This window comes from Legionella sp. W05-934-2, from assembly GCF_964199965.1.
Classification (GTDB): Bacteria; Pseudomonadota; Gammaproteobacteria; order Legionellales; family Legionellaceae; genus JAFIFT01.
Window position 1 is genome coordinate 100,744 of record NZ_CAXMZT010000007.1, and the last position, 13,834, is coordinate 114,577.

The window sequence follows — 13,834 nt, forward strand, 5'->3', positions numbered from 1 at the left end:
CAGTATTCGAAAACAGAGAAAAGTTGCCGCCGTTGCGAACGCAGTGAAGCCATCCAGAGCCGTAGTTTTTTTCGGAGATCGAACTTACAATTGCCTTGCAAAGCCTTTAACCAACTTCACATTCTGTTTTTTATTTAAGCGCATCGATCTTCTGGGCTGCGTTGCAAAGCTCGCAGTGACGACGTAGTTAGTTCGGGATGTTTTCCAGGACCTGTATAAAGGCTCGCAACGACTAAATATCACGCCCCTAGTAACTAATGTCGAAAACAACGGTTACCGGTGAAGACCATGGCGATACCATGTTGGTTGCATGCAGCAATGACTTCTTCATCACGAATGGAACCGCCTGGCTGAATAATACTGGTGATGCCAGCTTTGGCTATTTGTTCAATGCTATCTTTGAAGGGGAAAAAGGCATCAGACGCTAAACTTGCACCAACGGCTTTTTCACCCGCTTTTCGGATGGCAATATCCACCGCATCGATCCGAGAAACTTGGCCAGGGCCAATGCCTAAGGTTTGCTCATCTTTGCACACGACAATGGCATTTGATTTGATATGAGCAACGACTTGCCAGGAAAACGCTAGATTTTTCATGGCTTGCTCGGTTGGCACTGCTTTAGTGACTACTTTCAGTGTCGACTGGTCAAAATGACTTGCTTGTCTTGTTTGAGCCAACATCACGCCAGCCACATGTTGGTAGTGGATTTGCTCGGACGGTTGGGCAAAATCAACGGACAATAAGCGAACATTGGGTTTTGCTTGAAAGGCGCTCAGTGCTTCTTTGGTAAATGAAGGCGCAAGGACGACTTCAAAAAACTTATCGACCATTAATGCCGCTGCTTCCCCATCACAGGGTGAATTTAATGCAATAATGCCACCAAATGCTGAGGTCGAGTCCGCTGCAAATGCGCGATCAAAGGCTTGCGCTGCCGAATTGCCGCTCGCCACGCCACAAGGATTAGCATGTTTGACAATCACACAGGCTGTTTTCTCAAATTGTCTAACGCAATTTAAGGCCGCATCCGCATCCACGATATTGTTATAGGATAAAACTTTTCCTTGATGCTGGGCTGCATCTAAAATAGCAGATGGCTTTGCATTTAAGCGATAAGCACACGCTTGTTGATCCGGGTTTTCCCCATAGCGTAAATCCATCACTTTTTGCAGATAAAACGATTGTTGCTGGGCAAAGGTTTCCTGAGCGAGCACTTTTTTGGCAAGATAACTTTGAATCAATTGATCATATTCTGCCGTATGAGCAAACGCTTTTTGTGCCAAGACTTGACGTTGGGATAGTTTCAATCCACCATCGGCCTGCAATTGGCTAATAATAAATTCATAATCACTGGGATCGACCACCACCGTGACATCATCCATATTTTTAGCAGCCGCACGTATCATTGTTGGCCCACCAATATCAATATTCTCAACCGCTTTTTCAAATGAGCAATCGGCTTGTTGGGTCACTTTGGCAAAGGGATATAAATTAACCACAACCAAGTCAATCCACTCAATCCCATGGGCTTTAGCAATGTCAGCATGTGACTTTCGCTTACCCAAAATACCCCCATGAACTTTCGGGTGAAGCGTTTTTACCCGCCCTTCCATGATTTCGGGAAAGCCCGTCATTTCAGCAACATCTTTGACAGCCACCCCATTTTCACGTAATAGCTGACTAGTGCCGCCAGTGGATAACAGTTCGATGCCCAAGGCTTGTAGTTGCTCTGCAAACGTGACGATATTGGTTTTATCGGATACGGATAATAACGCACGCTTAATGGGTTGACTGGTCATTTTTACTCCCTATCATTTCAATTGCATCTGCCAAAGCGATAACCTCCAGGGCCTGCACTTTAGCTTTTAAATTTTCGACGGTATCGTAAGCCTCAACAAGGCATCGCTTTTGCACCAAAATGGGGCCTTCATCGACCACATCACTCACTTCATGAACCGTGCATCCCGATTCAGCACAGCCATCGTCTAGTACGGCTTGATGAACAGCCATATCCATTAAACCCGCATAGGCGGGAAGCAAGGAGGGATGCACGTTGATAATGCGATGCCGCCAATGGGCCACAAATTCCGGTGATAAAATACGCATAAAGCCAATGAGCACGACTAAATCAACGCCCGCAGCTTCTAACAAGGCCGATAATTTACCATCATAAGCGGATCGGGATAACCCTTTGGCATCACAAAACCACCATGGCCAAGTTTGCGATTTCGCTTTGTCTAAAATGCCGGCTTGCTCACGGTTGCTTATCACCGCATTGATGTGAAAAGGAACTTTACGATGGGTGAGTTCTGCCACCAACGGTAATAAATTTGACCCTCTTGTTGACCCGAGGATGCCTAAGCGCAACGCCTTCACGACAACTCCTCGACTGAGCGTAAGGTCCGCATCATTGCATGGCGCTGGTCAATTAAAGCTTTAGTGCCTATATCTTTCCGATGAAATACTTCCCCTTCAATTTGACTAATAGCAGATTCGGCTATTTTTTCAGCCTCAGCAATGGTATCAGCCACACCAACCGCAGCGATGGTTCTTGAACCACATGCATATAAAACGCCCTCTCGTTCATCCACGGAAGCCAGATACAGTTTTGCCGGTGCAGATACGTTGCTGATATCAATGGGGATATCTTTTAAAGGGTTATCGGGATAACCGTTGGGTACTGCATATTTGCACACCGTCGCTTTCTTTTGGAAGGTGATGGGTATTTCTGCTAAACGGCCCGTGGCAATCGCATGGCAAAGGGCAACAAAGTCGGTGTCCATCAACGTTAGCATATTGAGTGATTCAGGGTCACCTAATCGCGCATTGAACTCAATACAGGCTATCCCGGATTTGGTGGCAATATAGCTGCCATAAAGAATACCTTGATAAGGTTGACCACATGCTTGATTCAATGCATCAATGACAGCTTTATTAATATCATGAGCTGCTTTTTCATCCGCTTTGGCTAGAAAAGGAAGGGTGTGATTCGCGTCGGAATAACTCCCCATCCCTCCCGTGTTGGGTCCTTTATCCCCATCATATGCACGCTTGTGATCTTGAACTAGCGGCATGGGGACATAGGTTTTGCCATCGGTAAAGCAATGGCAAGAAAACTCTTGACCAATGAGTTTCTCTTCTATGACAAAAGGCAATTTGTGTTCATATAACCACTGACAATAAGCATAGGCTTCCACGAATGAATGAAGGTGATCGCCGGCTACTTTCACGCCTTTACCACCCATGAGCCCATCGGCTTTTATCACATACCCCGCTTCCCCTAATTCTGCTAAAAAGTCTTCAACGCCCACTAAATCATCAAACCGACGATAACGGGGGGATGCATCAATTTGGTAGCGATGTAATAAATCACGGGTAAACGACTTGCTGCTTTCAATTCGTGCTAACGATTGGTTTGGTCCAACACAAAGGATGTTGTTCGCTTTCAGGGTATCGACCAACCCGGCAGCTAAGGGTGCTTCTGGGCCAATAATCGCGAGATCTATGTGCCATTGTTGGGCCTTTTTCAACACCGCTTCACAATCAGTGACTGAGCCAACAGCATAGCCTTTGGTGAAGGCGCTAATGCCGGGATTATGGCTGGTTCCATAACAAAAAAGCTGCGCTGGGGTTTTTGACTGAGCAAATGCTTCTATCATCGCATGCTCACGCGCCCCCGAACCAACCACTAAAATATTCATTAAACTTGCTCCTTTTTCCTGGCGTCACCTAACTCATTTTTCTTGGTATCCGATAACTGTCCAGTAATATAGCGCCCATTCATACAAGCCATGCACGGTTTTTCAATATGGTGACGACCCTTACGCGTGACCGCTTCCACCAAGTCTTCCTGCGTTTGGTATAACAAAGCATCAACCCCCAAAAATTGGGCAATCTCAGCCTCATCCATCTTTGCCGCAATTAAGGAATCTCGTGAAGGGATATCAATCCCGTAAAAACAAGGTTCTTTGATAGGTGGGCTCGCTGAAGCAAAATAGACGGCTTTGGCATCATGCTCGCGAACCATCGTCACGATTTCTCGACTCGTTGTCCCACGGACAATACTGTCATCGACAATCAACACATTTTTGTTTTGAATTTCAATGTGTTGGGGAATTAGTTTATAACGAACATGCTGTGCCCGTGATTTGCCTTCTGGCATGATAAACGTGCGGCCAATAAACGGATTTTTGTACAACCCCTCTGAGTAAGGAACACCTAACGTTTGCGCCATAGCCATTGCCGCTGTATTGGCGGTGAAGGGGGCGGGAATAATGACATCCGGTAATAGATCGGGATACTTTTCCAACCAACGTTTGCCAAGATTTTGCCCCATTCTTAGGCGAGCGCGATAGACACTCACATCATCTAACACGGCATCAGGACGGGCGAAATAGACATATTCAAAAATGCACGGGGCAAACGTTTTCTGGTTTATTTGGCGGCGGAATACTTTACCTGCTTGGTTAATGAAGATCAATTCGCCATTGCGAATATCGTTCACCGGTTCATACCCCAATGGGTAAAACATGGTTGTTTCAGAAGCGATCACATAATCGTTACTGCCATTGGGATTTTCACGTTGACCCAATGTGAGCGGACGAATGCCATGGGGGTCACGAAAACACAGGATGCCTTTTCCCATAATGATGCTGACCACGGAGAAGGAACCAATCGCTTTTTCATATATATTGGCTACGACTTCGCACAATATGTCAAAATACGCCTCATCACGATCTGTTTTATTGGTGTGGGCTTCTAAGCCTTCTGCTAGTAAGTGCAATAATACTTCTGAATCGGTCGAAGAATGCAAGTGACGATGCTTATTATCCCGCAAATCTTCTGCTAATTCCTGATAATTCAACAAATTGCCATTATGCGCTAAGGCGATGCCACGCGGGGTGCCTACCCAGGTTGGTTGGACGTCATCGATGGAATGGCCACCGGCTGTTGGGTAGCGTGTATGGGCTATCCCCATGGACCCTTTGAGGGTTTTCATATCGTCAACGTTAAATACTTCTCGGACTAACCCCAACCCCGTTTTCATGTGAAATCGCTGCTGACAGGTTAAAATACCCGCCGCATCTTGGCCTCGATGCTGGAGGTGAATTAAACTGCCATAAAGCTCTTCAGCTACTGGCTTGTGACTATAGATTGCAACGATCCCGCACATAATGCTTCCTCTTTAAAGCGCCATGACATGCATATACTTATTTAAGTTTGCCACCATTCGCTTATTCATATTGTCCGTTGGCAAAGGATACTGAAACGGTTGACCGGTGATGGTTTCAAATAAATGAATGTATCGAGTTGACAAGGTCTCGATCAAATCATCCGGCGCTTTTGGCAGCACGTCATCTTCATAAGGATTACAATGCTGCATAAACCATAACCGCAAAAATTCTTTATCAAATGACTCTGGCTCTAAGCCTTGCTGATGGCGTTGTTCGTAACTTTCTGCTAACCAGTAACGGCTAGAATCCGGTGTATGTACTTCGTCTACTAGGGTTATCTGACCTTGACTATCAACGCCTAATTCATATTTTGTATCAACGAGAATCAAGCCTTTTTGACGTGCGATGTCGCTGCCAAATTGAAATAGTTTCATCACGATTTCGCTGGCAGCCTGCCAATGGGCTTGGGTCATCCATCCCTCAGAAATAATGGCTTCAGGACTGATTGGGCGATCGTGATTATCTGCTTTCGTGGTGGGTGTTAGGATAGGATGCGTTAATTTATCATTTTTTTTAAGGCCATCCGGTAATGACACGCCACAATAGTTACGATTGCCTTGTTGGTACTGGGTCCATATTGAGGTGCTGGTTGAACCCGTCATATAACCGCGTACCACAAATTCAATTGGAAAAACAAGGCACTTTTTAGCAATCGTGATATTGGGATCAGGCACATCCACCACATGATTAGGAACAATGTGCTCGGTTTGTTGAAACCACCAGGCGCTGCAGAGGTTCAAAACTTGGCCTTTATATGGCACTGAACAAAGTATTCTATCAAACGCACTTTGTCGGTCTGTGGTAACAATGGCGAGGAATTCACCCAAATCGTACGTATCTCTTACTTTGCCAACTTGCTTATTTGGCCAGGGAAGATTCGTTTCGGTTAAACAAGGTCTAAGATTAGTCATAGGCATAACACACATGTGAAATTGGGTTATAAAGAATATGCGAATTTAATATCGCATCGGTTACCTTCTCTAAATGGGTAGGTTCTGCTTCGATTTGCCATAACACACCATGCTCAATGGATTCGATGCCATCAATGGCAAAATGATGTTGTAAATGTTGTTTTTTTTGCAGGCCCAATATATCTTCATGCGCCCTTATCAAAAACGTATGGTGGCTCGATTTCGGTTTATAATCAACCAAGTATTCTTTTTGTTCATTGTATAACACACCACTCGCTTGAATCTGATGCAACACCGTTTTCGATGCACAGTGCACAGACCAATGTTGCAATCGCTTCACTCTCACTTTGTCACTCACCGATTGGATTGTTTGGTTAATTGTGAAAGCCGTATTGTCATTAATAATCAAATCGACAAAGAGATCGTGAGCATCGGGGTTAGGTCGATATAGTTGTAACGAGGGTTTAACAATTGTTTGAGCAGGGGCAGGTGAACAGGATTGATATCCAGAGGCAATATAATCTCGCATAGACTGGAATATACTATCGCCAGCACTGGTTCGTTCAGGATGGGGCATCATCGCCATCACATTACCGGCATGATTGACCATCGCGGCAATATTGGCAGCCGAACCGTTCGGGTTAATCGGGAATTCGGGGTTCACTTGTCCCGCTTCATCGCAGTACTGCCAAGCTATCAAGCCTTGTTTCTTTACAATAGCCAACATGGCATCATCCATCATAAATCGACCTTCACCATGGGCAATTGGCACTTGCATCATGGCATTCGCTGGTAAAATGCGGTTAAACGCATTGGCGTTACTTGCGACACCTGGTTTTAAGTGTACCCAAGCGTTATAGTAGCCCGTTCCTAAAACATTACCTTGTGCAACCCGTTTATTATCCGTTAAAGCAATCGATAATGGGTAATTTTGATAACCAGGGACCATACCCGTTTCAACTAAAATCTGAGCACCGTTGCAAATTCCTAATACCGGTTTTCCAAGCTCACTTTGTTGCTTGATCGTTTGCATGACAGGGTGCATGGCTGCAATGATGCCTGCGCGGCCTCTATCCTCATAGGAAAACCCGCCAACAATGATATAACCATCCATCGCTGCTAATTCATCAGTTGGCATATTCCATAAACAGGGTATCGGTGTCATCCCTGCACGAGAAACAGCCAAACTGGTTTCACGTTCACAGTTTGATCCGGGAAATTGAACAATGGCAATACGCATTAGACAATCCTCACTGATGATTCATTTTGCTCATAGACAAATCCAATGCACGATAATTGAAAACTTGGGAATAACTTAAATGCCTCTGTTAGCGCATCCGCACTCGCTGGGTCCACAACCACAACCAAGCCGATTCCCATATTGAATGTTCGATACATTTCGAAATTGTCTAAACGTCCCAATTGTTGCATGACGGAAAATATAGGCAAGGGTTCCCAACTCGCTGCTTTAATTTCCACGGCGCAATTGGCGGGTAGTATGCGAGGGATATTGTCGATAAAACCACCACCCGTAATATGTGCCATCCCTTTAATATCAACGCCTTCTTTTAAGCTATGTAATATCGGATGGGCATAATTAATATGAGGCTCAAGCAATGCTTCGCCCACCGTTTTTTGTAACTCCGGATGGTAACTGTCCACATCAAGGCCAGCTACATCAAAAAATAATTTTCGCGCAAGCGAATAACCATTGGTATGTAACCCACTTGATTGCACACCAAATACCAAATCCCCTGATTTAATTGATTGGCCGGTGATCATTTTATCTTGCTCAACCACACCGGTGACAATACCAACGAGATCGTGCTCACCATCTAAGTAAGTATCTGGCATTTCGGCCGTTTCACCGCCGACTAAGGCGATTTGCTGTTCGCAACACGCTTTGCTCATGCCAACCAAAATCTGTTCGATGATTTCTGGCTTTAACTTATCTGAGGCAATATAGTCTAATAAGGTAAGAGGTTTTGCACCCATGACTAAAATATCATTGGCGGTGGCACTCACGAGATCAATGCCAATCGTATCAAATTGGTTCATCATTTTCGCGACTTTGATTTTAGTCCCAACCCCATCAATACTTTGTACCAATAATGGATGGTCATACTCATTGAGCAAACTTTTCAAGTCAAAACAAGAACCAAATGCCCCTACTTGCGTTTTTACCGGCGGGGTAAAAGTTTTTTCAACTAGCGGCTTAATACGCTTTACAGCTTCATTGCCAGCGGCAATATCAACACCGGCTGCTTTATAATCGACGATTGTCACACCCATTTCTCCCGTAAACCATTTTCCCAATGTTGTTTAGCTAATGCTACCGGCACGTTTAATTGCTTTTGCATCGATAATACCCCACGATTGTTGGTTTGACCAATTAACCAACAAGGAACGTTTCGCTGTGAAAATAAATCCACGACCGCTTTCAGATGGGCTTCTTCGATTTCTAACACAAATCCGCCACTCTCACCGAACAAGGCTAACCAATCGGGTAAATCCGATGTTATCGTCACATCAACCCCGATTTGGTGTGCAAAACTCATTTCCGCTATGGCCACAGCAATCCCACCTTCACCGATATCATGGGCTGAAAGAACCCATTGATTGTCAATGGCATCGGTGACGGCATTGAGTTCGTTTGCAATTTGAGATAAGTCAGGCTTAGGTACGCTTGCCCCAAGTGCATGGTATAATTCATATAGCACACTGCCACCCAGTTCTGCTTTACGTGCGCCTACCATCAACAAATGGCTACCGATTTGTCTAAAACTGGAAGCAACTGCTTTGCGGCCATCCGCTAATCGTCCCAAGCAACCAATCATTGGACTTGGCGGAATACTGCCTCGCTCACTTTCATTATAGAGTGATACATTGCCAGAGATAACCGGTAATGGTGCGCCGGGGTAATCTTTAAGACCGATGGCCTGGCAGGCATCCGTAATCCCTTTGATTGACTGAGCAAATGTCCACATGCGTTCTGGATTTTCAGGGTTCCCGAAACACAAGCAATCTGAAATAGCTGCTGGCGTAGCACCCGTCGCCACAATATTTCTCGCTGATTCAACCACCGCATTGACTGCCCCCCAGTAGGGGTCAATCTGGTTATATCTTGGGTTATGATCCAATGATAAAGCAATCCCCGTATGACGAATTTCTTCCGGGTATTTATCTTCGTTAAATGGCATCATCACCCCGGCATCCGCCATACCCGATTCGATTTGTGTACGCCCTTGAACTTGTTTGTCGTAAGTTTCATAAATGGGCGCTCTGGAAGCGATGTTTTCATGAGCTAGGAGGGTCAGTAACGTCTCATCCAAATTCAAGGTGGGTAAAGCGGGTTCGCCCAAGGTTTCAGTAGGTTGGCTCATTGGACGGTCATAAACAATCCCTTTGGTAATATCGGCCGCTTTTGCATCAATGATCGTTTGGCCATGATAGGTCACAACGTATTGCATATCTTTGCGAATTTTACCAACGACTGCGGCGCAAGCGCCTTTGGAGATTTCGGGAAGTGCGAAGTCCTCGTTGTAATGCTTGAGAATCCGCTCAACCATATTGGGGGGAACTGCCCACATAAAGCGTTCTTGTGTCTCAGAGCAGAGGACCACATGCGCAGGCAAGTCGGTCATGCTAACGGGAATTTGCTCAACCATGACATCCGCACCATAGCCACCCGCTTCGGCCATTTCAACCGTTGCACAGGCAACGCCACCTGCGCCCAAATCTTTAAATCCGACTCGTTGAGTGAGTTGTTCATTTTTCAGTTGTTCAAATAAGGCATAGTTGGCTTTCAAAAGATGACGCTTTAAAAAAGCATTGGGTTCCTGAACAGCCCCTTTATTGGCTGCTTTATTTTGGTTGTCAAAATTGGCAGAAGCAAAGCTTGCCCCCCCAAAGCCGCTGTTGTCCGTGGCTTTTCCAACTAAGATATAAACATAATCTTCGCCATTTTCTGGAACGTAGGAATGAATGATTTGGTCATCTCGCACAATGCCAAGAGTCACAACTGTTACAAGACAGTTGTCATTATAAGCTGCGTTAAAATAAACATCGCCGGCGATATTAGCAATCCCCGTGGCATTGCCATAACTACTGATGCCATCAACCACCCCTTCGCTGATCCAATGGGTGGTTTGATTGTCGAGGCTTCCAAAGCGCAAACCATCGGCCAAAGCAATGACTTCCGCCCCCATGCAACAAACATCACGAATATTACCACCAACTCCTGTCGCAGCGCCCTCAAAAGGAACGATTTGTGAGGGGTGATTATGGGACTCATGGCTCATGACGATTCCGTAACGATGGCCATTATTATCTTCTGCAACCGAGACAATACCTGCATCTTCTTTAGGGCCTAAAATAACATTTGGGGCATCAGTTGGTAATTGCTTTAAATGGATTCGGCTGCTTTTATAGGAGCAATGTTCAGAGCCTTGTATATTCCACAAATGGCATTCTGCAAGGGTTGGTGGGCGCTTTAATATGACATTTTGGATATGCAACGCTTCTTCAGGTGCTAAGGTGATACGGTTCTCCATTAGCAACGCTTTGACTTCTGTCAGTGATTTGTTGCTAAAATCAAGAACGGTTAATTCGTTTTCCATAATTCCAGGTTACCATGCTGATTTTTGATGCTGAATTATAGCATAAAATGCAGGTTATTTGTAAGAGCTGAGAACAATTTTTATCAAAAAGAGACTGGTTGTATTTCACGATTTCCTCCTTTTTCTACATCGTCATCCTTCTTTCACTAAAGGAGGGTAATTTATGGTTGACGTGACTTCATGTTGCACAGCCTTGAATGTATCCTTAAGGTCAAACCCAACGGGAAGACAAACAGCAACATCTTTTTCTTCAGATATAGGCAATGTTCCTCTTATTTACACATAGCGAAATTACGTTAGAGAAATTCTAGCTAAACTATCATTTTGAATTTTCTTGGGAATGACATGAAACTTAATTATAATTTGCCATCCTTATCATTTTTAGAATTTATTAAATATGACTCCTGATACTTTTATTGGTAAACATAAATATGAGTTAGATACGCCTTGCTTAATCATTGATATCGATTCTTTGAAAAGAAATCTAATGATTATGCAAAATTTTGGCAAGAGAAATAACATTGCCATTAGGCCTCATACTAAAACACACAAATGTTCAAAATTGGCCCAATTGCAAATAGACTATGGAGCAATCGGTGTTTGCGCGACAAAAGTTTCCGAAGCGGAAGTTCTTATCAACCACGAAATTAATAAAATTCTGATAACCTCTCCCGTTGTCACCCCCACTAAATTAAAACGGTTATCCTACTGTATACAAAAGTCATCCGAGGTGATGGTTGTGGTGGATAATCTTGGCAATGCGAATGATCTGAATGAATTGGGGAAACAGCTGAACAAGCCCATCAAGGTATTGATTGACTTGGATTCTGGGATTGGTAGAACAGGTATAAAAAATAGCGAGGCCGTTGATTTTGCCAAACAGCTTTCTCATTATCCTTTTTTGGCGCTCTCAGGCATACAATGTTATGCGGGGAATCTCCAACATATACAATCATACCAAGAAAGAAAGCAACGCTCATTAATGGTAATGAAACAAGCAAGCCTTATTCTAAAACAATTAAGAGAGGCTGGATTTCAATGTGACATTTTGACTGGCACAGGAACAGGAACGTATGATATCGATTGTCAGGATACATTGATAACCGAAATTCAACCCGGCTCCTATACGGTAATGGACGTTGAGTACTTTGAGATTGAATCCGAACATGGCAAAAAATTTAATACATTTGCACATTCAATGACGTTGCTATCAACAGTCATTAGTAGTAATAGGAAAGAACATGTAACGGTGGATTCTGGCACAAAAGGCATATATGTCGATAATCACCATAAACCAATCATCGTAAATCATGAAGGGCTTATCTATGATTGGAATGGCTTTGGGGATGAGCACGGAAAAATAATGGCTACTAACGGCGGCCCACTTCCTTTAAATGGCACGGTTTTGGAAATGATTGTCCCTCATTGCGATCCGACCATTAATTTATATGATCATTTCTATATGACACAAAATGACGTGGTGATAGATGTTTGGCAAATTGATATGAGAGGTAAAGCGCAATAGGACCTAATGAAGATTCACAAGGGCGCCCCGATTGTGGAATTTTACCCCAAAAACCATCCAACGCTAACAGGCGATGTATCAACGTTCTTTGAGGCTAATAAAGCTAAGGGATTTTTTTAGTTGATGTATCGTCTGGGGATTTAGTCAACTGACCCGCTGATTGATGTGATTGCGTGCCGGGCAAGGTATCCTTCTCTTTATGACTGAACATAGTTCCTTTAGATACAGACGTCACTATTAATGCTGGACTATTATCAGGCCCACTTAAATCACTCTCTACCTTCGAGGCTTTTTCTTTTTGACTAACGGCATCAGCAAACTCGCTAATTTCCTTTTCCAACGATGGATTGGTGGTCAAATCTGCTGATTGTTTAATTAGCTCCAAGGTATGCAACATATTTTCTCGTGCATGGACTGCCCATTCTGGAATTTGTGGCACCCCGCCTTCCAAAGCGTCATCTTTTTCAGGAATCAAAGGAACACTTTTTAATGATGACCCTTCAATTTGGCGAACATTCGCTAACTCAGAAGATAATCCTCTGCTGCCACCAATTTCTCGGAACTTCAGTACTGAAAGATATTCTTTCTCCACGTTTAACAATTCTTGTTTTAATTCTAATTCCTGCTCAGCACCTACGGGGGTTGAACTAGTATATCTTTCCGTAATAAGTTGTCTTGCTTTTTCATAGTCTTGCTTGAGTTCAGAAGGGTTAATCCGGCAAGGCTCTTGTTGTTGCCCAAACAAATAAAATTCAATCACGTCAATTTTGTTTAACTGATTTTCAGGTCGAGTCATGTACTGTTCTTCGTATGAGACTGGACGGTCGAGACCAGTATAGGTCCATTGTCGATACCATTGTTGATAGTCTCGACAAATTTCTTCTAATTCGCCTGGTTCAAAAAAGGAGCCTTCTTTCGTTGCATTGGGTAAATTGGCCTCCGTTCCGGAAAACCCCATCATGTGCTGAGTAAAGTCGAAATCCGTTACAGGGCTATTATCAGCCATTCGATAATGGTTATGATTCCAGGCTGCTTCACTTTCATTGGTATGCATCGATTTGACATGGTATGCATTGCTACCTCGATAATATAAATCACAGCCTCGTGTTACATGTTGATGGGCTTGTGCTGCAGACTGGTATAAAATATCTCTAAATTCCTGAGGGTAGCGATCTTTATACTTGGGATGCAATACAAAATACCAGGTAATACTATATCCTTTTACTTGGACCATCACGGGGACTTGTGTATATTCTTCAACCCCCGTTGTTTCGGTAACGACATTATCGGTTAAGCGAAATCTTTTCTTTTCTTCCCGCTCATAATGCCGCTTAGCTTCACGATATCCATCTTTATTACCTGCATTATGAAGCTGTTGAAGATGATTTGCCGCCGGTGTTACTTCCGATTTGTCGATGGGAAGATTAAACTTTTTCTTGAGATATCGACTATAAGGCTTTGTATAGTTGGTGTTTAACAGATCGGAAGCACGAGTAGCCATTGTTAATCCAATTCGTTTTATGACCTATAAAATAAATATAGACCATT

10 protein-coding genes are annotated in these 13,834 nt (G+C 43.8%); 1 reads left to right on the plus strand and 9 read right to left on the minus strand.

Translation table 11 applies throughout. The features are described 5' to 3' along the window. Positions 1-254: 254 nt before the first annotated feature. From purH to purL, 8 genes are read right to left on the minus strand one after another with little or no spacing between them, the layout of a single operon-like run. Positions 255-1,796 (minus strand): bifunctional phosphoribosylaminoimidazolecarboxamide formyltransferase/IMP cyclohydrolase, encoded by a 1,542-nt coding sequence (gene purH, locus AB3348_RS09570; protein ID WP_367607381.1) that lies wholly within the window; start codon positions 1,794-1,796, stop codon positions 255-257. Beyond that, the gene (gene purN / locus AB3348_RS09575; protein WP_367607382.1) at positions 1,777-2,373 is read right to left on the minus strand and encodes a phosphoribosylglycinamide formyltransferase; all 597 of its coding nucleotides are present in this window, start codon (positions 2,371-2,373) and stop codon (positions 1,777-1,779) included. The genes purH and purN overlap by 20 nt, the downstream gene beginning before the upstream one ends. After that, positions 2,370-3,698 (minus strand): phosphoribosylamine--glycine ligase, encoded by a 1,329-nt coding sequence (gene purD / locus AB3348_RS09580; RefSeq protein WP_367607383.1) that lies wholly within the window; start codon positions 3,696-3,698, stop codon positions 2,370-2,372. The genes purN and purD overlap by 4 nt, the downstream gene beginning before the upstream one ends. Beyond that, entirely contained in the window at positions 3,698-5,170 is a 1,473-nt protein-coding gene (purF, locus tag AB3348_RS09585) for an amidophosphoribosyltransferase (RefSeq protein WP_367607384.1), read from the minus strand. Before purF ends, purD begins: the two co-directional genes overlap by 1 nt. Positions 5,171-5,182: 12 nt before the next feature. Further along, entirely contained in the window at positions 5,183-6,142 is a 960-nt protein-coding gene (locus tag AB3348_RS09590; RefSeq protein ID WP_367607385.1) for a phosphoribosylaminoimidazolesuccinocarboxamide synthase, read from the minus strand. Further along, positions 6,135-7,382, minus strand: a complete 1,248-nt coding sequence (gene purQ / locus AB3348_RS09595; protein ID WP_367607386.1) for a phosphoribosylformylglycinamidine synthase I — start codon at positions 7,380-7,382, stop codon at positions 6,135-6,137. The genes AB3348_RS09590 and purQ overlap by 8 nt, the downstream gene beginning before the upstream one ends. Then, positions 7,382-8,428 (minus strand): phosphoribosylformylglycinamidine cyclo-ligase, encoded by a 1,047-nt coding sequence (purM, locus tag AB3348_RS09600; RefSeq protein ID WP_367607387.1) that lies wholly within the window; start codon positions 8,426-8,428, stop codon positions 7,382-7,384. The genes purQ and purM overlap by 1 nt, the downstream gene beginning before the upstream one ends. After that, complete coding sequence (gene purL / locus AB3348_RS09605; protein WP_367607388.1) at positions 8,425-10,761, minus strand: phosphoribosylformylglycinamidine synthase subunit PurL; 2,337 nt, start codon at positions 10,759-10,761, stop codon at positions 8,425-8,427. The genes purM and purL overlap by 4 nt, the downstream gene beginning before the upstream one ends. Positions 10,762-11,158: 397 nt before the next feature. Between purL and AB3348_RS09610 the strand changes: the two genes are divergently transcribed. After that, entirely contained in the window at positions 11,159-12,286 is a 1,128-nt protein-coding gene (locus AB3348_RS09610; RefSeq protein WP_367607389.1) for a DSD1 family PLP-dependent enzyme, read from the plus strand. Between the two features lie 103 nt (positions 12,287-12,389). On the opposite strand, the gene AB3348_RS09615 is transcribed toward AB3348_RS09610, so the two are convergent. Continuing rightward, positions 12,390-13,787 carry a hypothetical protein gene (locus AB3348_RS09615; protein ID WP_367607390.1) on the minus strand — a complete coding sequence of 466 codons (1,398 nt, stop codon included), beginning with the start codon at positions 13,785-13,787 and terminating at the stop codon, positions 12,390-12,392. Positions 13,788-13,834: the final 47 nt, after the last annotated feature.

What these genes read in the sequence shown, in the direction of transcription:
- purH (WP_367607381.1), bottom strand. Translation starts at nt 1,796, where the DNA reads ATGACCAGTCAACCCATTAAGCGTGCGTTATTATCCGTATCCGATAAA.
- purD (WP_367607383.1), bottom strand. Translation starts at nt 3,698, where the DNA reads ATGAATATTTTAGTGGTTGGTTCGGGGGCGCGTGAGCATGCGATGATA.
- purF (WP_367607384.1), bottom strand. Translation starts at nt 5,170, where the DNA reads ATGTGCGGGATCGTTGCAATCTATAGTCACAAGCCAGTAGCTGAAGAG.
- AB3348_RS09590 (WP_367607385.1), bottom strand. Translation starts at nt 6,142, where the DNA reads ATGACTAATCTTAGACCTTGTTTAACCGAAACGAATCTTCCCTGGCCA.
- purQ (WP_367607386.1), bottom strand. Translation starts at nt 7,382, where the DNA reads ATGCGTATTGCCATTGTTCAATTTCCCGGATCAAACTGTGAACGTGAA.
- purL (WP_367607388.1), bottom strand. Translation starts at nt 10,761, where the DNA reads ATGGAAAACGAATTAACCGTTCTTGATTTTAGCAACAAATCACTGACA.
- AB3348_RS09610 (WP_367607389.1), top strand. Translation starts at nt 11,159, where the DNA reads ATGACTCCTGATACTTTTATTGGTAAACATAAATATGAGTTAGATACG.
- AB3348_RS09615 (WP_367607390.1), bottom strand. Translation starts at nt 13,787, where the DNA reads ATGGCTACTCGTGCTTCCGATCTGTTAAACACCAACTATACAAAGCCT.